23 protein-coding genes are annotated in these 23,189 nt (G+C 44.9%); 20 read left to right on the forward strand and 3 right to left on the reverse strand.

The features are described 5' to 3' along the window. Positions 1-7: 7 nt before the first annotated feature. From lysS to HMPREF0240_RS01030, 14 genes are all read left to right on the forward strand, one after another. Positions 8-1,957: a lysine--tRNA ligase gene (lysS, locus tag HMPREF0240_RS00965; protein WP_009001586.1), complete on the forward strand. Its 1,950-nt coding sequence runs from the start codon at positions 8-10 to the stop codon at positions 1,955-1,957. A 366-nt stretch (positions 1,958-2,323) separates the two neighbouring features. Continuing rightward, positions 2,324-2,617, forward strand: coding sequence for a type II toxin-antitoxin system RelB/DinJ family antitoxin (locus tag HMPREF0240_RS00970; RefSeq protein WP_009001587.1), 294 nt, complete (start codon positions 2,324-2,326; stop codon positions 2,615-2,617). Further along, positions 2,607-2,921: a type II toxin-antitoxin system RelE/ParE family toxin gene (locus tag HMPREF0240_RS00975; protein WP_009001588.1), complete on the forward strand. Its 315-nt coding sequence runs from the start codon at positions 2,607-2,609 to the stop codon at positions 2,919-2,921. Before HMPREF0240_RS00970 ends, HMPREF0240_RS00975 begins: the two co-directional genes overlap by 11 nt. A 71-nt stretch (positions 2,922-2,992) precedes the next feature. Next, positions 2,993-3,595 carry a GH116 family glycosyl-hydrolase gene (locus HMPREF0240_RS00980; RefSeq protein ID WP_035312195.1) on the forward strand — a complete coding sequence of 201 codons (603 nt, stop codon included), beginning with the start codon at positions 2,993-2,995 and terminating at the stop codon, positions 3,593-3,595. Positions 3,596-3,641: 46 nt separating this feature from the next. Beyond that, positions 3,642-4,364 carry an alpha-amylase family glycosyl hydrolase gene (locus HMPREF0240_RS25160; RefSeq protein WP_347462557.1) on the forward strand — a complete coding sequence of 241 codons (723 nt, stop codon included), beginning with the start codon at positions 3,642-3,644 and terminating at the stop codon, positions 4,362-4,364. A gap of 417 nt (positions 4,365-4,781) precedes the next feature. Continuing rightward, the gene (locus tag HMPREF0240_RS00990) at positions 4,782-5,483 is read left to right on the forward strand and encodes a GntR family transcriptional regulator (protein WP_009001589.1); all 702 of its coding nucleotides are present in this window, start codon (positions 4,782-4,784) and stop codon (positions 5,481-5,483) included. A gap of 104 nt (positions 5,484-5,587) precedes the next feature. After that, complete coding sequence (gene larA / locus HMPREF0240_RS00995; RefSeq protein ID WP_009001590.1) at positions 5,588-6,904, forward strand: nickel-dependent lactate racemase; 1,317 nt, start codon at positions 5,588-5,590, stop codon at positions 6,902-6,904. Positions 6,905-7,003: 99 nt separating this feature from the next. Continuing rightward, positions 7,004-8,338 (forward strand): aspartate aminotransferase family protein, encoded by a 1,335-nt coding sequence (locus HMPREF0240_RS01000; RefSeq protein ID WP_009001591.1) that lies wholly within the window; start codon positions 7,004-7,006, stop codon positions 8,336-8,338. A gap of 17 nt (positions 8,339-8,355) precedes the next feature. Beyond that, a complete protein-coding gene (locus HMPREF0240_RS01005; RefSeq protein WP_009001592.1) occupies positions 8,356-9,534 on the forward strand; it encodes a M20 family metallopeptidase in 1,179 nt (392 codons plus the stop codon). A gap of 32 nt (positions 9,535-9,566) precedes the next feature. Further along, entirely contained in the window at positions 9,567-10,976 is a 1,410-nt protein-coding gene (locus HMPREF0240_RS01010; RefSeq protein ID WP_009001593.1) for an AbgT family transporter, read from the forward strand. A gap of 57 nt (positions 10,977-11,033) precedes the next feature. Next, positions 11,034-12,305 carry a 3-oxo-tetronate kinase gene (gene otnK / locus HMPREF0240_RS01015; protein ID WP_035312198.1) on the forward strand — a complete coding sequence of 424 codons (1,272 nt, stop codon included), beginning with the start codon at positions 11,034-11,036 and terminating at the stop codon, positions 12,303-12,305. 1 nt (position 12,306) lies between these two features. Next, positions 12,307-12,921, forward strand: coding sequence for a class II aldolase/adducin family protein (locus tag HMPREF0240_RS01020; RefSeq protein WP_009001595.1), 615 nt, complete (start codon positions 12,307-12,309; stop codon positions 12,919-12,921). 279 nt (positions 12,922-13,200) lie between these two features. Continuing rightward, positions 13,201-14,088: a GGDEF domain-containing protein gene (locus HMPREF0240_RS01025; protein WP_148486263.1), complete on the forward strand. Its 888-nt coding sequence runs from the start codon at positions 13,201-13,203 to the stop codon at positions 14,086-14,088. Between the two features lie 214 nt (positions 14,089-14,302). Then, positions 14,303-16,225, forward strand: coding sequence for a diguanylate cyclase (locus HMPREF0240_RS01030; RefSeq protein ID WP_009001597.1), 1,923 nt, complete (start codon positions 14,303-14,305; stop codon positions 16,223-16,225). Between the two features lie 6 nt (positions 16,226-16,231). Here HMPREF0240_RS01030 and HMPREF0240_RS01035 read toward each other — a convergent pair whose 3' ends face one another. The 3 genes from HMPREF0240_RS01035 to HMPREF0240_RS01045 form a co-directional block, all read right to left on the reverse strand. Continuing rightward, a complete protein-coding gene (locus tag HMPREF0240_RS01035; protein WP_009001598.1) occupies positions 16,232-16,651 on the reverse strand; it encodes an Rrf2 family transcriptional regulator in 420 nt (139 codons plus the stop codon). A 130-nt stretch (positions 16,652-16,781) separates the two neighbouring features. After that, the gene (gene trxB / locus HMPREF0240_RS01040) at positions 16,782-17,702 is read right to left on the reverse strand and encodes a thioredoxin-disulfide reductase (RefSeq protein ID WP_009001599.1); all 921 of its coding nucleotides are present in this window, start codon (positions 17,700-17,702) and stop codon (positions 16,782-16,784) included. Between the two features lie 3 nt (positions 17,703-17,705). Continuing rightward, entirely contained in the window at positions 17,706-18,023 is a 318-nt protein-coding gene (locus HMPREF0240_RS01045; protein WP_009001600.1) for a thioredoxin domain-containing protein, read from the reverse strand. Between the two features lie 381 nt (positions 18,024-18,404). Here HMPREF0240_RS01045 and HMPREF0240_RS01050 point away from each other — a divergent pair, with 381 nt between their 5' ends. The 6 genes from HMPREF0240_RS01050 to HMPREF0240_RS01075 all read left to right on the forward strand — a co-directional run bounded on the left by HMPREF0240_RS01050 (position 18,405) and on the right by HMPREF0240_RS01075 (position 23,175). Beyond that, entirely contained in the window at positions 18,405-19,178 is a 774-nt protein-coding gene (locus HMPREF0240_RS01050; protein WP_009001601.1) for an SDR family oxidoreductase, read from the forward strand. A gap of 15 nt (positions 19,179-19,193) precedes the next feature. Continuing rightward, entirely contained in the window at positions 19,194-19,532 is a 339-nt protein-coding gene (locus HMPREF0240_RS01055; RefSeq protein ID WP_035312199.1) for a hypothetical protein, read from the forward strand. Between the two features lie 270 nt (positions 19,533-19,802). Then, positions 19,803-20,525, forward strand: coding sequence for an ABC transporter ATP-binding protein (locus HMPREF0240_RS01060; protein WP_009001603.1), 723 nt, complete (start codon positions 19,803-19,805; stop codon positions 20,523-20,525). Beyond that, complete coding sequence (locus HMPREF0240_RS01065; protein ID WP_009001604.1) at positions 20,522-21,265, forward strand: ABC transporter permease; 744 nt, start codon at positions 20,522-20,524, stop codon at positions 21,263-21,265. The genes HMPREF0240_RS01060 and HMPREF0240_RS01065 overlap by 4 nt, the downstream gene beginning before the upstream one ends. A gap of 83 nt (positions 21,266-21,348) precedes the next feature. Beyond that, the gene (locus tag HMPREF0240_RS01070) at positions 21,349-22,203 is read left to right on the forward strand and encodes a MerR family transcriptional regulator (protein WP_009001605.1); all 855 of its coding nucleotides are present in this window, start codon (positions 21,349-21,351) and stop codon (positions 22,201-22,203) included. 192 nt (positions 22,204-22,395) lie between these two features. Further along, positions 22,396-23,175 carry a Wzz/FepE/Etk N-terminal domain-containing protein gene (locus HMPREF0240_RS01075; RefSeq protein ID WP_009001606.1) on the forward strand — a complete coding sequence of 260 codons (780 nt, stop codon included), beginning with the start codon at positions 22,396-22,398 and terminating at the stop codon, positions 23,173-23,175. Positions 23,176-23,189 lie beyond the last annotated feature (14 nt).

A 23,189-nucleotide genomic window follows, 5' to 3' on the forward strand; every position in this document is an offset into this window, starting at 1 on the left:
GAAAACAGTGTCCGAACAGAAAAATAACAAGAACACACAGCAGAACAACGCACAGGAGCCAGACCTGAATCAGCTGAGAAAGGTCCGCCGTGAAAAGCTGGCTGAACTGCAGCAAAACGGCAAAGACCCGTTTGTAACCACAAAATATGACCAGACACACCATAGCCAGGAAATCAAAGATCAGTACGAGGAACTGGAAGGAAAGACCGTATCAATCGCAGGACGAATGATGTCCAAGCGTGTCATGGGAAAAGCTTCCTTCTGCAACGTACAGGACCTGAAAGGCAACATCCAGTCATACGTAGCAAGAGACAGTATTGGTGAGGATGTTTATAAAGAATTCAAAAAAATGGACGTGGGCGATGTCGTGGGAATTGTGGGCGAAGTGTTCCGGACAAAGACAGGGGAGATGTCTATACATGCATCCTCTGTTAAACTGCTTTCAAAGAGCCTTCAGATACTGCCGGAGAAGTTCCACGGCCTGACAAACACAGACATACGTTACCGTCAGAGATATGTAGACCTTATCATGAACCCTGAAGTAAAAGACACCTTCATCAAACGTTCCAAAATTCTGAGCGCCATCAGAAGATACCTGGATGCAGATGGTTTCATGGAAGTGGAGACTCCAATGCTCGTCAGCAACGCCGGCGGCGCTGCGGCAAGACCGTTTGAGACACACTTCAACGCATTGGATGAAGACTTCAAACTCCGCATCTCTCTTGAGTTGTACCTGAAGAGACTGATCGTGGGCGGTATGGAACGTGTTTATGAAATTGGACGAGTCTTCCGCAACGAGGGACTTGACACAAGGCACAATCCGGAATTTACGCTGATGGAGCTGTATCAGGCATATACAGATTATCACGGTATGATGGACCTGACAGAGAACCTCTACCGCCATGTGGCACAGGAAGTTCTGGGCACAACAACAATCGTATATAACGGTGTTGAGATGGATCTGGGCAAGCCATTCGAGAGAATCACAATGGTTGATGCTGTTAAAAAATATGCGGGCATTGATTTCAATGAGATCCAGACAACGGAAGAAGCAAAAGCGCTTGCAAAAGAAAAAGGCATTGAGTTTGAAGACAGACATAAAAAAGGCGATATTCTGAGCCTGTTCTTTGAAGAATTTGTAGAAGAACATCTGGTGCAGCCTACATTTGTTATGGATCACCCGATTGAGATCTCACCCCTTACAAAGAAAAAACCGGAAAATCCGGACTATGTGGAGAGGTTCGAATTCTTTATGAACGGATGGGAGATGGCAAATGCATACTCTGAGCTGAACGATCCCATCGATCAGAGAGAAAGATTCAAAGCGCAGGAAGAACTGCTGGCGCAGGGGGATGAAGAAGCCAATACTACAGATGAAGATTTCCTCAATGCGCTGGAAATCGGAATGCCTCCTACAGGAGGGATTGGATTCGGAATTGACAGAATGTGTATGCTGCTGACGGACTCGGCTGCTATACGTGATGTGCTGCTGTTCCCGACAATGAAGACACTGGGTGGTTCTGACACAGCTAAAAAAGTTGAAAAAGCCGAAACACCAGTAGAACAGACCTCTGAAAAGATTGATTTTTCAAAGGTGCAGATTGAACCACTATTTGAAGACATGGTTGATTTCGAAACTTTCAGCAAGTCGGATTTCAGAGCTGTTAAGGTAAAGGAATGTACAGCGGTACCTAAGAGCAAGAAGCTCCTGAAATTTATTTTAGATGACGGAACAGATACTGACCGCGTAATTTTAAGCGGTATCCACGATACCTATGAACCGGAAGAACTGGTAGGAAAGACATTGATTGCAATCACAAATCTGCCGCCTCGTCCGATGATGGGAATTGATTCCTGCGGTATGATAATCTCTGCTGTTCATCACGAAGATGGTGTGGAAAAGCTACACTGCCTGATGGTAGATGAACATATTCCGGCGGGGGCAAAGCTGTACTAATTCATCTTCAATAATAGGGTGAAAAAATACATCTTACATCAAACGATGCAGCAATTTGTACCAAGATAAAAAAACGCATAATCAGTATAGAAGACCTTGAAAGATACAAATCTTTCAGGGTCTTTTTTGGGGCTGTCTCTAATTTGCAAACTATACATCATTACAAAATCCTCTTATACTATGGGCAGAAAAAGGGCTCAGGATTTGGTATGAATAACAGTTTAGCAGCAGTTCATCCGGAACTGATAGTGGAATGGTCATGGATAATATTAAAAACGTGCAATTTCATTGTTGATACATTCCATATGTATTGAATTAGCAATAACTGTATAGTATAATATAAAAATGGAAAAGGAGGAGTTTAAGATGGCTAGTACAATTCAAGTGCGTGTTGATGATGAGTTAAAGAAGAAGTCAGAACAGTTGTTTAGAGATCTTGGTACAGATACAACGTCCGCAATCAGAATGTTTTTAACACAAGCTGTTGCCAATAATGGATTTCCATTTGAAATAAAAAAGGTTGAGCGTAATCCATTTGTTGCAATGTCAGAAGAAGAGTTATTAAAGAAACTTGAGTATTCGAGAAACTCTGTTACACAGGGAAACTATAAATCTGCGGATTCTGTTATTTCAGATATAAGGAAAACATATGGACTATAATGTGGTTTTAACAGCAGATGCAGAAGAAGACTTAAACCTATATATCAGATATTTATTTGTCGAGAAGAAAAGTGAGCAGGCTGCAAAAAATATTATTGATGATTTTGAGGCAGCAATACAATGTTTAAAGAGTGTTGCAGGCAGTTTGAAATTATGTGACAATCCAAGACTTAAAGCGTTGGGATATCAGCGAATGAATTTCCTTGGTCATAGATATTTTATGCAGTATCGAATTGTGGAGAAGGTTGTATTTATTGATAATATTTTTCATAAACTGCAAGACTATGAAAATAGGATGATGTAGTTTTTAAATCAACTACTGCAATGTTCACAAGACGCTGTAGTGGAGGAACTAAAGGACAGGGAGAAACGGCAGTGCAGCCATTTCTCCCTGTTTTCTTTGTATTAGCAGTAAAAATAAACCACCTGCTATGCAGGTGTGTTCTGGAACCGGGGGAAGAAAAGATATACACATTTATTCTCAGCTGGTATTTTCCAAACCGACCAAAAATGTGGATTGAACTGGACAAGGATAGAACCGATATCAATGCGGGCAATTACAAGGTAACAAAAAACTATTATGCGACTCTTTTTAGTGATGCGTGGGAAGTAGCTTCTTATATGGGAAATGAAAGAGAGCGGCTGTTTCATGAGAGTAAAACATTTTCAAAAGCCTTTTTTGATACCACTTTACCGGGATATCTGCTGGAGGCGGTGGCGGACAACATAACGGTTATGCGCAGCCCGACCTGCTTTAGAATCGAGAATGGTGACTTCCTTGGATGGGAAGGGGTGATCAGCGGTGACGATGCAATTGTCAAAGAATGCTGGCCAGGAGTAGAAAAGACCATGAAATATACCGCAGAAATGTGGGATCGTGACGGCGACGGATTGTTGGAGGAGCCTCAGCATGTGACTTATGCTACTGAATTATACGGCATATCCAGTATGACCGGCAGCATCCATTTTCAAGTATAACTTTGTTGAGCGTGCAAAAGAGAATGTTCTCGCGGAGCGGGCATACATTTTAAATGACGAAAAAGGTCTGACGCCCTGCACCTGGCCGAATGGCGGCCGGCCCATATTTCCTTTTGTCTATTATGGGGAGGTCTGGACCGGAATTGAATACGAAGTGGCAGCATTACTGGCGAGAACCGGGCAGGTAGAAGAAGCCTTGACAATCGTGAAAGCGATTCGTGAACGGCACGACGGCTTTAAACGGAATCCTTTTAGTGAAAATGAAAAAGTCCGAAAAGAAGTCTATGAGATGATGAACTGGTGGGTGAAAAAAGGTGTAGACGGCTTTCGGATGGATGTAATAAATTTTATTTCTAAAGTTCCGGGTCTGCCGGAAAGTGCAGATGTTGAAGTGGGGTATGGTGAGTATGGAAAATGGTCCGTCAGTCCCTGGAAACTTACAGAGCTTAAAGGTATCTTTGGCAAGTGGCAGAATGAGTTAAATGAAGAAGGGTGGAATAGCCTTTACTGGTCCAATCATGACCAGCCCCGGGCAGTATCAAGATTTGGTGACGACAGAGAAGAATATCGGGAGGTCTCGGCAAAAATGTTAGCCGTGTGCCTCCATATGATGAAAGGGACTCCTTTTATTTTCCATGGAGAAGAGCTTGGGATGACAAACACCAGATTTACATCGATTCAGGAACACCGGGATATTGAAATCCTGACGGGGTATAAAGAATACTGTAAGACTGGTCTTAGTTCACCTGATCGTGATTGTACCTTTTGATCAGCTGCCAATTCCGTGCATATGGGCCGAATAATTCATTTATAAATGGCACCACAATCGTTTCACCTTCCAGTTCCCACAGCGCAGAAGCGATTTTGAGAGAAGCCGGTGGTCCGGGTAAAGCGCGGCATAAGTGCTATGAGACTGAATCTGACGGGAATGGATACCGGGAGGAAGATTTTGATATTCACAGGGCGTGAAAAGAAAATCATAATGCGTCAGCAGCTTCTCAGGAGTTCCATTACTGCAGATTTTATTAAAGCAAATTTAGAATAGCATTTGCTGAAAATACAGCGTAATGAGACAGGCACCATTGCATGTGAAAAGCAAAGAAATTCTTGACTTATTATGGAAAATAGGCTATCATACATCTATAATCTAAAATTTCAGTTGCACATATGTAATGCGAGGTAATTTATGTTTAACAGAGTAAAATACAGCAGTCTAAACGAGTTGATTTACGATGAAATAAAGAGTAAAATTCTCACCAACGAATTAAAACCAAATGAAAAGCTGGATATTGACTATTTGAGTACATCCCTGGGAGTGAGCCGAACACCTGTGACCAATGCCCTGAAGTCTCTGCAGAAAGACGGTTATGTAGTCATTAATCCCCGGAGCGGAAGTTATGTAAGGGAACTGACAAAGGAAGAGCTGGAATATATTTTTGATTTTCGTGAGGTATTAGAGGGCCAGGTCATCCGCAAGGCGATTACCAAATTAGATAAGAAGAAGCTGAAAGAATTCGGGGAAAAGTTTAAAGTTATCTTAAGTGTGTCTTCCGTGGAGAATCAGGAACAGATTCTGGAGGTAGTGGAGAAGTTTTTTGAAATTGAAATTACCTTTCATGAATATTTAATCGATGCCTGCCCCTCCATTATAGGGGCGGAAATTATGAATCTGGTGGATTTAACCAAACGGATCCGTAAGCTGCATATCATATATAAGCTGCAGAAGGCAGGCTGGGAGTGTTTTAAAGAAGAGATTGAAATTCATGTCCGCCTTATAGAAACATTGCTGAATGAGGAGTTAGAAGAGAGTATTCAATGGATTACCACAGATATACGTAATACAAAGGAAGAGATTATGGAATGCTTTGATATTATTAATCAGTGGTGATCAGCTGGTGTTGGCCAGAAGTGCCGGCACCTTTTTTAAACAGTAATGTGAAATTTTAGATTTCAATTCACTGGGAATCGACAGGAAAAAAATTGGAGGACAATATGTACAGGATAGAAAAGGACGGGAAACGGATCCGCTACATTGACGAAGAAGAAAAGAGAGAAGCTGCTCTGCCTTTGGAGAATTTCATGGGAATATATGAAACGGGAAATCCACCGCCTGTGAAAGAAGAAGATATTGAAAAGGCCGTTATATCTCCAGCTGGAAGGGGGGAGTGTTTAAGGGATTTAGTCAGCAGAAAAGGGGCGGAGACGGCGGCTATTATTATTTCGGACGCCACTCGTGGAGTCCCTACGGATAAGACTGCACCCTATATTATAAGGGAACTTACAGAGGCTGGAATAAAAAAGGAAAATATAGTTTTTGTTGTGGCTTTGGGGGTCCACAGGAATGCTACAGAAAGCGAAATGAAAGAATTCCTCGGCCCTCTTATGGGGAAGATTGCCATCGAAAACCATGATGCTTTCGACGAGCAGAAGCTGGTATATCTCGGTATGACATCAAGGCATACACCGGTAAAGGTGAATAAGAGAGTATACGAAAGCGATGTGGTCATAACGATCGGCAAGGTAGAGCTTCATGATATGGCAGGATTCTCCGGAGGAAGAAAATCAATATTACCGGGGATTTCTTCTGAGGAGACGATTGTAATCAACCATAGGCCGGAGATGATGGTACATCACGGAAGCCGTGCAGGTAATCTGGAGGGCAATCCCATTCACGAAGATATGCTTGAGGCCGCTGAAATGTGCGGCGTAGATTATTCTGTAAACATTGTTATGAATCAGGAATATGAGATTGCAGGTATTTTTTCAGGAGGGCTCCGGGAATCTCATGAAGCTGCCGCCGAATTTTTAAAGAGCTTTTGTATGGCCGTCCTTCCGGCAAGACCTGATATCTACGTTGTGTGTCCGGGACAGCCCTTAAGCATTGATATGTACCAGGGGGTAAAGCCATTGATAGCCCTGCACACAATGGCAGATGAGAACACTACGGTGATTTTGTACGGTGAATTTAAAGAGGGGATCAACGCACCTGATTTTATAGAACCCTTCCGGAATTATCCGAATTTGGAAGAGCTGAAAACCTATGTATGGAATCACTATAAAATCCAGATGGATCACATCGTTCCTATCAGGGAGATACTGAGTAAGGGGACAAGAATCATGGTAGTTTCCGAAAATATTTCCGCAGAAGATGCGGCAGCTATGCATATGGAAAAATACCATACCCTTCAGGAAGCGCTTGAAAAGGCGATAGAAGAGCATCCGGCAGCCTGTCCTCAAGTTGCATTGTGTCCGCAAAGTTACCGCAGTCTTTTTACAGTAGGGCAGGAGCAGACCCAGAGCAGCAAATGAGGCATACCAGAAAGGCATCCAATAACACTTAGCACGGGGTAAATATTGCTTCAACTGAAATATTAGATATAAAATTATAGAAAGCGGGAGGGAATCAGGATGAATGAGGAAAGAGCGTTATACGCAGTAGTAGAAAAAGAGTATCCCGAGGTGGATTATGGAAAAGGAATGTATATCTACGATAAACTGGGAAAAAGGTATATGGACTGTGCCGCCGGAATCGGAGTGGTGAATATCGGACATGGCATTAAGGAGGTCATCGACAGGATGACAAATCAGGCAGAAAAAATCAGCTTTGTATACGGCGGCACCTTTACCAGCGATGTCAGAAGGCGGCTGGCGGAGAAAATTATTTCTATTGCACCAGAGGGGATGGATAAAGTTTTTTTCTGCTCAGGCGGTTCCGAAGCGATGGAGTCCCTGATGAAAATTGCCAGGCAGTATCATCTGGAAGCCGGAAGACCAAAAAAGAACAAGATTATTTCACGGTGGCAAAGCTACCACGGTAATACAATCGGAACGCTGGCTTTAGGGGGAAGGCCTTCCTGGAGAGAAAAGTATGAAGATTTCTTTCCGAAGAATATTTCACATATCCCGCCATGCAACTGCTACCGGTGTCCGTATGGTCTGGCTGAAGAGAGCTGTGACTGCCAGTGTGCTCTGGAGCTGGAGCAAAAAATCAAATACGAAGGTCCTGATACGGTGGCAGCATTCGTAATAGAGCCAGTCACCGGGACTACTGCGGCAGCTGTTATACCACCTCGTAAATATATGCAAAAAGTCAGGGAAATCTGTGATAAGTACGAGGTACTGTTCTGTGTGGATGAGGTAATTACCGGCTTTGGCAGAACAGGCAGGAATTTTGCCGTAGACCATTACCAGACAGAACCGGACTTAATTGGGTTTGCGAAGGGTTTGGGCAGCGGCTATGTGCCCATTGGCGGGGTCATCGTACATAAAAAAATAGTAGATGCAATCGCAGCAGGCAGCGGAGCCTTAACCCATAGCTTTACCTTCTCGGGGAATCCCCTGGCCTGTGCAGGGGCGGAGGCAGTGCTGGATTATCTTTTGGAAAATGGTTTGATTGAACGAAGCCGGGAAATGGGGGAAGTCTTTTGGAAAAAACTGCAGCCTCTGAAAAAATATCCGGTTGTGGGGGATATCAGAGGGATCGGGTTACTGTTAGGTGTGGAGTTTGTAAAAGATTTAAAAACAAAGGAACCGCTGGATTTCAATTTTTCGGCAGAAATATCACAATATTGTTTTCAGCATGGAATTATGATAACGGGAGGTGTAACAGGAAGTGCTGATGGTATTTCGGGTGATGCATTGCAGATTGCTCCCCCTTTTATCATTAGTGAGGAAGAAATCAGTCAGGTGACAGCCATGCTTGCAGAGGCAATCGAAGAAATTATGCGCAGACATCAATTATGAGGAAAGAGGTGTGAGGAATGGATTTTACAAGACTATGGGAGAAGATTGACAAACAGGAACTTACCGATTTTTTGCAAAAAGCAGTCCAGATTCCCAGTCATATTGAGATGGAGAGCCAGGAAAAGGAAATCGGGAATTTTATTGCGGAGAAACTGCTTGCGGAAGGGATTGAAACGGAACTTCAAATTGTAGAAGGAGAGAGGGCCAATGTGATAGCTACTATTCATGGTACGGGTGAGGGCAGTAGTGTTACTTTTAACGGGCATATAGACAGCATCCCTCCTATCGACATGGAGGATCCCTATTCAGGTAAAATAGTCGGGGATGATTTGTACGGGAGGGGCGCCTGTGATATGAAGGGCGGTATTATTGCCATGGCATATGCGATGATAGCCATCAAAAGAGCGGGACTTATACCTAAGGGAGATATCGTATTGTCCGCTATGATAGGAGAGGAGTATGGCAGCGATGGGGCCACCTACTACGCAAAGCACGCAAGGCTTACCGATTATGGAATCTGCGGGGAGCCAACGGATATGAAAATCGGTTCCGCACAGAAAGGCCTTCACTGGTTCCAGTTTGATATACCGGGAAGGCGTACTCACTCCAGTGTTTCTGCCACAGGTATCAATGCATTGAAGCGGCTCAATGAGCTGATGACCTGTATCAATGAAGAACTGGAGCCAAAACTAAAAGAAAGAACTCATCCGCTTCTGGGCTCCTCCCTGGTAAATCTGGGAAAAGCATGGGGCGGAGAGCAGCCGAACGTGGTTCCCGGAGACGCTCATCTCCAGGTAGAGAGAAGATATATCCCCGGGGAGACACTGGAGAGTGTAAAAGCGGAACTGGATGAAGCGGTAAAAAAATGCAACAAAGGATATGATGAGGTGTTTGCCATTACTTATGAATCCATGCCCTATAGTCTGAAGGTAAGTAAAACACCGCTGGATATTCCAGAAGGGCACCCCATTGTACAGGGGATGAAAAAAGCAGGCCGGGAAGTGCTGGGAGAAGAACCGGAAATATTTGGTGTACCATTCTGGGGGGATGCGGGGGTTTTATATGACGCGGGATGTGACTGCATTTTGTTCGGGCCGGGAAGCATTAAAGATGCTCATTCAAAATGTGAAAAAGTCAGTCTGAGGAATGTTTATCAGGCATGTAAAATATATGCGGTGCTGCCTTTCGTATTGTAAGATGTCTCTTTGAATAAGTGAGGAGGGAAGTTATGTCAAGTCAGGATACTGTAGTAAAAAAGAAGAAAAAATTTTCAATGCCTCCGGCATTTGCGCTGCTGGCCGTTATGATTCTAATTGGGGTTATAGCCACCTGGATATTGCCAGCGGGAGAATTTGACCGGGAAATGAATGACGCCGGGAAAACGCTGGTAGTTGCAGGTTCTTACCACAATGTAGAGGCCAGTCCGGTTAGCGTCTGGGAAGGGTTTATGGCAATCCCCCAGGGCATGGTAAAATCAGCCACTATTATTTTTGGTGTACTGCTGATCGGAGGAGCGTTTACGATTATTGTATCTACAGGTATGATTCAGTCTGCCTTGGGAAAAGTTGAGAAGATATTTAAAGGGAAAGAGTTGTTAATGATACCTATTATCATGGCAGCAGCCTCCGTAATGTGCTGTTTCATCGGTCTGCTTGAGCTTTCTATGGTAATCATCCCCATTTTAATCCCGATTTGTCTGATTCTGGGATTTGACTCTCTGACGGCTATTGCAATGGCACTGGTTTCTACTGCGGCAGGCTTCGGCGCTGCCGTGGCCAATCCCTTTACAGTAGTTGTGGCCCAGCCCATCGGGGAACTGCCTTTGTATTCCGGCGCAGGATACCGCACGATCTGCCTTATAATTATCACGACTATCGGGATTCTGTATGTAATGCGTCATGCAATAAAGGTTCGGAAAAAACCGGAACTCAGCATAACCTATGAGACTGATATCGAGCTGAGAAAAGAATATGGTGTCGGCAAGACCATAGAAATGACCGGCCGCAGAAAAGCGGCAATGTTTGCTTTTTTGATCTGTTTTGCTATTTTGATTGTGGGGGCGTTAAAATTTTCCTGGGGCCTGGTTGAGATTGGAACGATGTTCCTGATCACTGGTCTGATCGTAGGTTTTATCTGCAGGCTTTCTCTGACGGAGATATGCGATAAGTTCTCAGAGGGACTTTCCGCGTTTATCGGTGCAGCCTTAGTCAGCGGTTTTGCCAGTGGGATTACGATTGTATTGGAAAACGGAAAGATTATTGACACGATTATCAACGCAATTGCACAGCTGGTTCAGGCGCTGCCCCCATCAGTTGCGGCAGTTGGGATGCTGATTACGCAGTTGTTTTTCAACTTTATTGTGCCTTCCGGTTCTGGACAGGCTCTGGTATCTATGCCGATTATGTTCCCTCTGGCCGATTTGGTAGGTGTCAGCAGGCAGGTTGCAGTTTTGGCTTTCCAGTTTGGTGACGGTCTTTCCAATATTCTTTGGCCGACACTCGGCTATCTTTGGGTATGTATTGCTTATGGAAAAATCAAATATGAACAGTGGTTTAAATTTATTATTCCTTTGATTGGTATCTGGTATGGAGCCTGTATGGTTCTTCTGGTGATTGCTCAGGGAATCGGCTGGTCATAAGACGGGGACGGATTTGCAATACAATGCATATCCGTCTATATGAGAAGGAGGCGTGTGATGCAGGCAGACAGACTATTTTTCGGCTGCGTGGCGGATGATTTTACAGGTGCGGGCGACGCGGCATCATTTCTGGTAAAAAGCGGGATATCTACCGCGCTGTATAACGGAATACCGGAGAAAAAAATGGAAGATAAGAGTGTACAGGGCGTTGTTATCGCTTTAAAAACAAGGAATGTAAAAAAGGAACATGCGGTGAAAGAATCGCTGGAAGCCTTTGAGTGGCTAAAAGAACAGGGAGCGTGTATCTTTTATTTCAAATACTGTTCCACCTTTGATTCTACGGATGAGGGGAATATCGGTCCGGTAATTGACGCGGTTATGGAAAAAATGGGGATTCCCTGTACAGTATTATGTCCTTCACTACCGGTAAACGGACGTACACTCTCAGAAGGAAGACTTTATGTGAATGGAGTACTTTTAGAAGAAAGCCATATGAAGAATCACCCGCTGACGCCCATGAGAAAATCAAGGCTGGCAGATTTAATGAAACTTCAGGGAAAATATAGCTGCGTGGAAACCAGAACACCTTTGACGGAGGACGCTAAAAATAAGATTGAAGAAGAAATTAGCAAAAATCAGCATTGCTATGTGGTGCCTGATTATGAAACCGACGTACAGGGACAGCAGATAGCCGAAGATTTCCCGAATATTGGGTTTTATACCGGGGGATCAGGCCTGCTGGAACATCTGGGAAAATATTTTGGAAGAACCTATGGTTTTGACGGGAACAAAATAGTGGAGGAACCAGTAGAAGGTTCTGTACTTCTTATTGCAGGAAGCTGTTCCCGGATCACTTTAGAGCAGGTTGCTGCGTATCAGAAAAAAGGCCTTCTCTCTTATAAGATTGCTCCCGCCCGGCTACTGGATGGGTCTTTGGATGCAGAGGGGATCTGGAGGGAAGCAGGGCTGGATAAACTCAGCGAGATATTGGTCTACAGTTCTGCCCCTCCGGAGGAAGTAAAGAAAACCCAGGAGCTGGGGAAGGAATCTATTGCCGGGATAATTGAGGACACCCTGGCAGAACTGGTGACTATTGCCAGGAAAAAAGGTATTAGAAAGTATATTGTTGCCGGAGGGGAGACTTCCGGAGCCGTGATGAAAACTTTGGGTTATGAAGGTTACCGGATTGGCAGAAGTATAGCTCCGGGGGTCCCCGTTATGACGCCGCTTGACGGGCCGGATTATCGCCTGGTGTTAAAATCTGGAAATTTTGGACAAAAGGACTTCTTTTACAGGGCAATCATGAGTATGAAAGGAGAGGAATTGTAAGATGACGGAAGATTTTCTACAGGATGCAGTGTGGATCGCACATACATTATTTGCAAAAGGGAGCGCCTCCGGATCTTCCTCAAATATCAGCTTTCGTGAGGGGGACCAGATTTACATTTCAGGCAGCGGTACATGCTTTGGCACTTTGAAAGAAGGTCAGTTTGCCTGTCTGACTCTGGACGGGGAACAGCTAAATACAGTAAAACCCAGCAAAGAATTTCCAATGCATCAGATGATATACCAGTACAGGCCACAGATAAAAGGGGTGATCCATACCCATAGCTTCTATGCTGCACTCTATTCTTGTATGGCCTTTGAGGATCCTGCCGATGTTATTCCTGCCTATACACCGTATCTGAGGATGAAGGTAGGCAGGGTAGGGCTGATACCTTTTGCAGAACCAGGAAGCCGGGAGCTTTTTTCTTATATGAGGGAAAGACTTCCTTTGTCGGATGCCTATCTTTTGAAGCAGCATGGGCCGGTGGTTGGCGGCAGAACTCTTATGGACGCCTTCTATGGGATAGAAGAGCTGGAAGAGAGTGCAAAGATGGCCTGGCATCTGGAGGTGAAAACCAGAAAGCTGGATTATTGTTTCATTGACCGCGATTCATTATAAGCAGCATTATCTGCCGGCCGGCAATTTCAGATATGATCACGTATGGTAATGATACGCCCCCCGATACCGGTGTAAACAGATCGAACTTCTTTACATTCATACAAAACTATGCTAAATTTGATAGGAGCTATAATATTAGACACGAAAGGTTCTTTGCTGGTGCCGGAAAAACGGAACGTACTTCCGTTTCGGTTAGGTTACAGCAGAAAGGCGACCGGAGTATTATAGTCAAATGAAGCTATAGATGCAACTGTAGATGAAGCTCAAGGGGGACATGAAATGTTTAACATGCGGGATGCGGGCCGGCTTATGGAAGAATATATACAATCTCATCCATTTTTTGAATATTACCGGATCGTAGATATAGAGACATACACCGTTTATGAGCTGAAAGATGGGAAGTTAATTCCTTATAAGGACAAATGCTATAATATATGGAATCGTGACTATGCCTGTCAGAACTGTATTTCCAGACTGGCAGTGAATGAAAACCGCCAGATCATCAAACTGGACATGGTGGATGACAAGGTCTTTTTAGTTGAATCAATGCCCCTGCCTGATGCGGGGGCAACGCTTGCACTGGAGCTGATCCGTGATGCCACGGACAGCCTTCTGGTCAATGACGTTAATCAAAAAGGGAACAGAGCACTGGCGGAGATGATTCAGAGGCTGAACCATCTGGCTACACACGATTCTTATACCGGGCTTTATAACAAACATTTCATTGAGCATGAACTCCAGAGACAGACCATAGAGTGGAAAGAGACGGAGCCTCTAGTGATCGTTTTGCTGGATATTGACCGGTTTAAGCTGATTAATGATACCTATGGCCATTTGATGGGAGATCAGGTGATACTGACCCTTGCGGATAAAATGAAAGAATGCACCGGACAAAACAATGGATGGGCAGGCAGAGTCGGCGGAGATGAGTTTATCATGGTTTTCCGGAGCATGGATATAAAAGAAGTAAATCTGCTGATTGAAGAGTTCAGGAAAATGGTACTTGGCATTGAGTTCCGGTTTTTAGATCAAAGCTGCAATATCTCAATCAGCATAGGGAGCGCCGGTTACGGACCGAATGTAGGTGACTGGAAGTCTTTGTATGCGCTGGCGGACCAGGCGATGTATACAAACAAACAGCAGCAGGAGACTTGCCATATCAGTTAGAGAATATGGGGAATGTTTATTATACATGGTGCCAGAAAAAAATAAAAAATAGCAATAGCAGTTCTTTCATGACTCCAAAATGAAAGGACTGTTTTTTGATTTCACAGGAAATTGCAGGAATGTGAATTGCAGATAAAATAAAGGTGCGGTGGGACATTTATATGATATAATGAAAAAAGCAATCATTGGAAGACGGTATTCGGACGGGGGCACTATGAAGGATCAGATAAGGAAGAAGTTGTGTTTGATTATTTCTGCAGCTATGCTTTTTTCTCTGCTGTTAAATGTTCTGCTTCAGATTAAACAGGTAGACAGGAGTATGAGGACGGAATCGGAGAATCTGTTCTGGCAGATTAATCAGATATTAGTACAGAATGAGAAAGATGTGGAACAGATCAAAGAGGATTTCAGGCAGAGCTGCCTTATCAGCGCAAAGGCGGCGGCCTATATTATGCAGAGCCGGCCTGAGATTATCGGAAATCAGCCGGAGTTGGAGAAGATTGCGGGACTGCTTCAGATTGATGAGTTTCACATTTTTGATACAGAGGGGAACCTTTATGCGGGGTCACAGCCGAAATATTTTGGGATGAATTTTAATTCGGGGGAACAGATGCAGTTTTTTCTGCCAATGCTTGAAGACCGGTCCCTGGAGCTGTGTCAGGAGATCACCCCCAATACGGCGGAATCCAAGCTGATGCAGTATGCGGCCGTGTGGCAGGAAGACGGAAAAGGAATCGTACAGATTGGGATGGAGCCTGACCGTGTTGTGGAGGCGATGAAAAGAAATGAACTTTCCTATATATTTTCGATCCTTACGGCGGATGAAGGCAATGTAATCTGCGCGGTGGATCCTGATACTCATGAAGTGCTTGGTTCAACGGATGGGAATTATATTAAAAAGGATGTTAAAGAACTGGGAATAAAAGCGGAAAATCTGACGAACGGCGAAGAGGGATTCAGGACGAAATTTGACGGGGAAAAAAGCTACTGCGTATTTTCGCGAACCGGTTCTGTGATACTTGGAAGAATCTGCCCCGAGAGCAGAATGTACCATAGTGTCTATAAAAGTACACGGATGCTGTCTATATATCTTGCACTGCTTGGCATTCTTATCATCGCAGCGATTTCAAAATATCTGGACAGGTATATTGTGAGGGGGATCTCGTCGGTTAATAAGAAGCTGCGTGTAATTACCGGCGGAGACCTGGATACCCGGGTGAGTGTAGATACCACACCGGAATTTTTGGAACTGAGTGAACAGATTAATGAAATGATAGAAAGCCTGCTGGATGTGCCGAATAAATTCTCCGCAGTGCTGGATATTGTGAGCATTCCTGTAGGTATTTATGAATACCGGCTGAATATGAAGAGAGTACTGACTACGAGCGGTTTGGGTGGAATTCTATGTCTGTCTTCGGAAGAAATACAGAGGATCCTGTCAGACCATGAGCTGTTTGAAGCGAAGCTGGAGGAGATCCGCCGCTGTCCGGAGGAGGTGGAACGAGGGATTTACCGCCTGCCGTGGGAAGAGGAACGGTATATAAGAATGGATTCCATTCCTTATGAAAACGGCATTTTAGGGATTCTTCTGGATGTGACAGAGGATATGGTTGAAAAGCACCATATTGTATATGAAAGGGATCGGGATTTCCTGACGGGACTATATAACCGCCGGGCGTTCTACAGTAAGTTTCAAGGGCTTTTAGATGAAAACAAAGACTGCGGGCATGCCGTTCTGTTCCTGGCCGATGCAGATGGTCTGAAAAGTGTAAATGACCGGTATGGCCATGCAGGTGGAGATGAGTACCTGCGGGGAATAGCGGATGTGCTGCGTGAGTGTCCGGCCAGAAAGAAGGTCGTGAGCAGACTGGGCGGGGATGAATTTGCCCTGCTTATATACGGCGGAAAAGACCGGGCAGAGCTGGAGCGCTATATAAATGCAATACAGGAGGCCGTAAACAAATCCAGCGTAGAGATCAATGGGCAGGTTTCAATGCCCGTGCGTTTCTCAGCAGGCTATGCCTTTTTCCCGGAAGATGGAAGCGACTGCCATGAACTGATGGAACTTGCAGATATGCGGATGTACGAAGCCAAAAAGGCGAGAGGATATGAACCCCGCAATAAAAGCGGGATTTAACCCGCCTTAATCTGCTTTTCTGAAAATTTGTTCCTCAATGTCTTTGATGGTGATGGTTTCCAGATACTGTTTTCCGATTTTATTTAAATCTCCATAGATACCGTCCATGACTCCTGCCATTCCGGATGCCACCAGACAAGGCATATCAATATTTCCGGAATGCCAGGAGGCTTTGACGATATCCATCTCCAGGGCATCACAGATCTGTTTCAGGCTGATCTTCTCAGGGGGTTGGGCAATCTTATACCCGCCCTTTAACCCTTCTTTTGTGTCGAGCAGTTTATGCTTTTTCAGCCGGGCCATTACCTTTCTGACCCGGACCGGATTTGTGCAGATATTGCCGGCCAGCTCTTCGCTGGAGAGCGTCTCCTGCTTATGGTCCAGATAGACCAGTGCATGTACTGCAATTGTAAATTCTCCTGTCATGTTATCACCCTTTACTCAATCATTATTTTTGCTGTCTTATTGCAGCAGAGTATCTTTGTGAAACTATTTTCACAGATCTGTTCCTTTCGGTAGATTATTTATCCAACAGGCAGTTTTTTTAGAGTATTTTCTACATTCCATTCAAAAATTCTTCTGCGTATTTGGATGCTACCGCCCCGTCGGATGCCGCTGTTATAATCTGGCGCAGTGGCTTGCTGCGGATATCTCCGACGGCAAATACCCCGGGAATGTTTGTACGTGTGGTCTCATCAGCCTGGATATAGCCGTGTGAATCCAGCGTAACCTGCTCTTTTAAAATAGCTGTATCAGGAACTCGGCCGATTGCCACGAAGATTCCGTCGCAGGGGAGATATGAGATCTCTTTTGTGGCGACATCTTCCAGCTTTGCACCAATGACTCGCTTTTCATGCAGTATTCCTGTTACCCGTGTGTTCCAGTGGAATATGACATTGCTGTTTTTCAGCGGCTCCATGTAAATGCGTGATGCACGGAGTTCATTTCTGCGGTGCACCAGATGTACCTCTTTACAGATTTTAGAAAGCAGAAGGGCATCTGCGGCGGCGCTGTTCCCGCCTCCGGCGATTACGACCGTTTTGTTTTTATACATCATTCCATCGCATGCCGCACAATAAGCAACGCCGTGGCCGCGCATTTCCCGCTCACCAGGGACATCCAGTTCACGAGGAGAAGCGCCCATTGCAAGAATAACGGTCCGCCCCAGTACTACGCCTTCTGAGGTGGCAAGCTTTTTGGGGGTGGAGGTAAGTTCCATCTCCTCCACCTGGGCAAAAGCGGTTTCCACGCCGAATCTGTCGGCGCCTTTTTTCATCTTAGCGGCCAGTTCAAATCCGTCCACACCCTCTTCAAATCCGGGGTAATTATCAATCTGCCCGGTGGTTGCCATCTGCCCGCCGGGGGAAAGCTTTTCCAGTACCAGTACAGAAAAACCGCTTCTTGCGGCATACAAAGCTGCAGTATAACCACCTGGGCCTCCGCCGACGATGACTACATCATATTCTTTCTGTTTCATCCTTTATACCTCCTGTATCCATTTCTGAATCTCTGCTTTTGAACCCGGATTAACGAGAAGTTCTCCGTGGTGGCCGTCTTTGAACATCAACAGGGACGGGATCGTATCTACTTCAAATCTTTCTGCCAGTTCAGGCTCATCGTCCAGATTGATTTTCCCGATTTTAATGGTTCCCTGCAGTTCTTCTTCCAGCTGATCTATGACGGGACCCAGGCGGCGGCAGTAACCGCACCACGGCGCCCAGAATTCTACGATTAGGGGAGTGCCGGCTTGCTGTGCATGTTCCTGAAAATTATTGTTTGTCAATGTGATATAACTCATCTTTTGTACCTCCTGATTTTAATTTTTTGCTTTATCTGCTGTGTGATGTGTTTAAATGTAATGTCATTAGTTACAGTTCATGCTGTAATTATATTTGTATCAGTTTAAAGTGTCAAGTGTTTTCCATAAATTTATTTAGAATATTAGAAAAGATAAAAAAACTTCCGAACGAAATGCGCATAGCAGTGTTCGAGGCAGGCAACATGGTGCAGATATCGCAGGAGTGAATTGTGTAAACGGAACATTTTTTTGATGAAATATTAAGTATGTCTAAAATTTATCAGACTATTGTTAAAATATTATTTAAATTGACAGCATATTGCATGCGTGATAATGTAAATGTACAGTTTTTGAATACACTTTTGAAAAGGGAGGTTTATTATGAGTGTTTATATTATTACAGGAGGAACGACGGGAATCGGGGCAGCTGTGAGGACAACATTGCTGGAGCAGGGCCACGAAGTCTTTAATATTGATCTGAAGGAGGGCGATTTCCTTGCAGACCTTTCAAAAAGCGAAGAACGCCAGAATGCGATTGAGGCAGTCAAACTGCGCTATCCGGATGGGATTGACGGCTTGTTCTGTAATGCCGGTGTAGGACCGACTGCACCGCCCAAGCTGATATTCAGTCTGAACTTTTTTGCGGGGATAGAGATTGCAGAGGGACTGCGTCCGCTGTTGAAGAAAAAAAACGGAAGCTGTGTTATGACCTCGTCTAATTCAGTGACAAATCATACGGTTCGGTGTGACTGGGTAGATATGATGTCAAATGTTATGGATGAAGACCGGATTCTGGAAATGGCGGCAGACATTCCGCGTACACTGGCGCCTTCCGCCTACAGCTCTTCCAAACATGCTCTGGCAAGATGGGTGAGAAGAGTATCCCCCGCATGGGCAGTAGATGGGCTGCGTATTAATGCAGTTGCACCTGGCAATACGACTACACCTATGACTCAGGGAATGACGGAGGCGCAGCGGGATGCAGCGCTTTTAATTCCCATACCCACGCGATATGGCAGAAAAGAGTTTCTGGATGCACAGGAGATTGCAAATGGGATGTTATTCCTGGCCTCTCCGCTGGCCAGCGGGATCAATGGGATCATCTTATTTGTAGACGGCGGAATCGATGCATTACTGCGTTCAGAGCGTTTTTAGAAGGGAGAGAAAGTGATGAGAATTTTAGAACAATATATTGACTGTATGCAGCGCGGGGATAATGTAGGCCTGGCTGATTTGTTTAACGAGTACGGAGTGCTGCACGATGCTTCCTTAATAAAGATCGGGAGCGACACGATGCACCTGGAAGGGAAAATGGCAGTAGAGATGATGTTTCACCATAAGTTCGGTTTCAACGGCGGACCATTTAAAATATACAGTATCAAATACAACGGAGACAGCCAGGTTTGGTATTTTATCGAGTATGGAGATACAATTCTGCCGGTAACTGCTTTCCTGGAGAAAACGGATGACAATGGGAAAATTAAAAGGCTTAATATTTACCCTCTGTAATGCAGAAAATGCTATAAAAGCGTATTGCTAACGAGAAGGTTTCATTATGCAAGGAAAGAGTGACACAAATAAAAGCCTATTATAATAGGAAAGAAGTGCTTTGCGGAAAGCGTCCCCGGGATGTTTTTTGCAGGGCATTTTTTCTGATACAGGAATTCCTCTGGAGGATACGCACGGCGGTACGTTCTTCATTTAATAAATATGTGAAAATCTTCTTGACTCTGCCCCTACGGGAGACTGTAGGATGAATTTGTAAGGAGGATAAGAGAGATGAAAACATGTATAAAAGCAGAGAATTTAACAAAGAAGTATGGAAACAGAATTGTGGTTGACAATCTGTCATTTCACGTAGACGGCTGTGAGGTATTCGGGCTGCTGGGTCCCAACGGCGCAGGAAAAAGTACAACGATTGAAACCGTCCTGGGGTTAAAGAAGGCAGACAGCGGGACGGTAAGTATATTGGGAATGGAACCGGGGACAAAGAGAAGAGAACTATTTAATAAAGTAGGGGTTCAACTGCAGTCTTCTAATTTTCAGAACAACATCCGGGTTGAGGAAATATGTGAGGAGCTGTCTGTGCTTTACCGCAGGCCGGCGGATTATTGTGATCTTCTGCGTCGGTTTAAACTGTGGGAACTGAGAAAGCAGCCGGTTGACAAATTATCCGGCGGAGAACGCCAGAAGCTGTCAGTAGTGCTCGCGCTGATACCAAACCCGGGACTGGTTTTTCTGGATGAGCTAACAACGGGGCTGGATACTGCGGCGCGCAGAGAAGTCTGGCAGGTGTTAAGAGGACTAAAAGAAAATGGTATGACAATCTTTCTTACCACTCATTATATGGAAGAAGCAGAAAGTTTGTGTGACAGGATTCTTTTGATAAAAGACGGGCAAAGGATTACGGAAGGAACCGTAGAGGAAGTAATCAAAGCAACTCCCTATGATAATCTGGAAGAGGCGTATCTGTGGTATATGGGAGAGGAGGAACTTGCATGAGACAATTTGGAACATTATATAAAATAGAACAGAGGCTGGGGCTGCGCTGTCCTGACGGCCTGATCTTCGGCGTTGCTATGCCGGTGGGAGTTCTGGTACTGATTGCTGTGATCGCCGGAAGCAAAACGGCAGGAGGTGGGGGCAGCTTCACTTATCTGGATAGCGCTTTTGCTTCGCTGACCGCAGTGGGAATCTGCGCGAGTGCATTTATGGGAATTCCGCTGACAATCGCGGATTACCGTGATAAAAAGATCTTAAAACATTTTTTCGTGACGCCCTGCAGCCCAATGATGCTGCTGGGAGCGGTTGTAGCATGCGGCGTGGCGACGGCACTAATCTCGTGTGCCGCAGTTTCCCTGGTTTCTGTAGTTGTATTTGGATACCGTATGAAAGGAAATGTACTTTTGTTCCTGGGTTCCTACCTCCTCGTAATGGCAGCAATGTACAGTATCGGCATGCTGATTGCGGGGCTGTGTAAATCAGTCAAGGTGGCAAATGTAGTGACCACAGCAGTATATTTCCCCATGCTGTTCTTATCAGGAGCGACGATTCCCTTTGAACTGTTTCCGAAAGGTCTGCAGAATGTGGCCTCCATTCTCCCCCTGACACAGGGAATCAAGCTGATGAAGCAGGTATCCATGGGCAGTGCCGTGGAGAATGTCATCGGTACTGTGCTTCTTATGGCAGCGATTACTTTCATCTGCTGTATTCTTTCAAAATTGACATTCCGGTGGGAATAACTTATTATTTTACAATAGCTTTTGTTTATAACTTTAGTCCGCGGGGTCTCTTAGAGACCCTGTTGTAAGAAAGGTGGATCACAGTGAAAAGAGAGCACGTCTGCGAGATAAAAGAACCTTACAAATTATATAGAATTGGTATGTTTGCCAGTATGAATCATGTGACTGTAAAAGCACTGCGCTACTATGATGAGCAGGGCCTGTTAAAACCAGTCTGTGTAGACATGGCAACAGGATACCGTTATTACACAGCGGGCCAGCTGCCGGTTATACATCAGATCCTGGCGCTTCGGAATATGGGCTTTTCCCTGGATGAAATCAGAGAGATCCAAAATGGCGGGTCTGAGGCGGAACTTCTGAAGGCAAAAAAACGTCAGCTCCTGGCCGAGATTGCCGAAAAGACGGCCAAGCTGGCGCAGGTGGAATGCTATTTATCCTCGGAAAACATAAACGCCAATTACCATGTCCTGATCAAATCAATACCTGAGACAACAGTGGCATACATGAGAAAGCGTCTGCCGGACTACGGAGCCATGTTTGACGTCATGCCCTCCATGGGCAAAGAAATGGAACGTTTGGGCTGTATCTGTACGGAGCCGGAATACTGCTTCACCATCTATTACGACGGAGAACACCGGGAGGAAGACATAGACGCCGAAATATGCGAATCCGTTACAGAGCTGAAACCAGACTCAGAGACGATCCGTTTCAAGGTAATTCCAGAAGTAGAAACAGCCGCATGCGTCCTGCACAAAGGACCCTACGAAGGATTCCCGGAGGCATATGCCGCCGTCATCAGATTTGTAGAAGACAACGGATATGAGATCTGCGGCAGCCCCAGAGAATCATATATAGACGGTGTATGGAACAAAGAGGATGAGGCAGAATGGCTCTCAGAAGTACAGTTCCCAGTAAAAAAAATAAATAATGCAGACTAACATTCATACATCAGGATACCGCTCACGGGCTTCAGCCTCGTGAGCGGTTGGGGTCTATCCCAGTACGACGGCCATCCCCAGCATCTCACTTCATTCTCCAGATCCCCCTTTTTTGTCATTGATAGTTGTCTTTTGTCGTTTCCTGTGCTAGAATAAAACAGATTCTAGCGATTAGAGAGGGAGACTTTTATAATGGACGAACAGTTACGAGATGATGAAATAGAGATTGATTTACTGGAGATATTCCACGCGCTTTGGCGCAAGGCCTGGCTGATTATACTTTGCCTGGCAGCCGGAGCAGTGATCGCGGGCGCCGCAACGAAGTTTCTGATAGTGCCGCAATATACTTCATCATCTATGATCTATATTCTGACTAAGACGACCAGCGTGACGTCCCTAGCGGATATTCAGATGGGGACACAGCTTACCGTAGACTTTGAGACACTGGCAACAAGTAGGCCGGTTGTGGGAAATGTGATAGAAGAGCTGGACCTGGACACGACTTATGAGGATCTGGTGAAAACCATTTCTATATCCAATCCTGCGGACACCCGTATTTTGAAAATCAGTGTGGAGAATCCTGATGCAGAGCTGGCAAAAGATATTGCCAACGCGATGGCGGATGCGACTGCCGACAGGGTGGCTGAAGTCATGAGTACTGACAAGCCGAGCATCGTGGAGGAGGCTGTTGTTTCAGAATATCCTTCCAGCCCAGTTATGAAAAAGAACGTAGCAATAGGCGGACTGCTTGCAACACTGCTTGCCATAGCAATTATTATTGTACTGCTTCTTCTGGATGATTCCATTAAAACGGAAGAGGATGTAAGAAAGTACCTTGATATGAATACACTGGCTGTGATTCCGCTGGAGGCAGGAGAAACTACAACGAAGAAACAGCATATGGGAAAATACGGTGGAGAGAAGAAAAAAAGAAAGAAAAAATCAAGCACATCTCAGACTCATAGGAAATAGGAAAGAAGGTTTCA

This window comes from Clostridium sp. D5 (genome assembly GCF_000190355.1).
In the GTDB taxonomy this organism is placed as follows: Bacteria; Bacillota; Clostridia; order Lachnospirales; family Lachnospiraceae; genus Faecalicatena; species Faecalicatena fissicatena_A.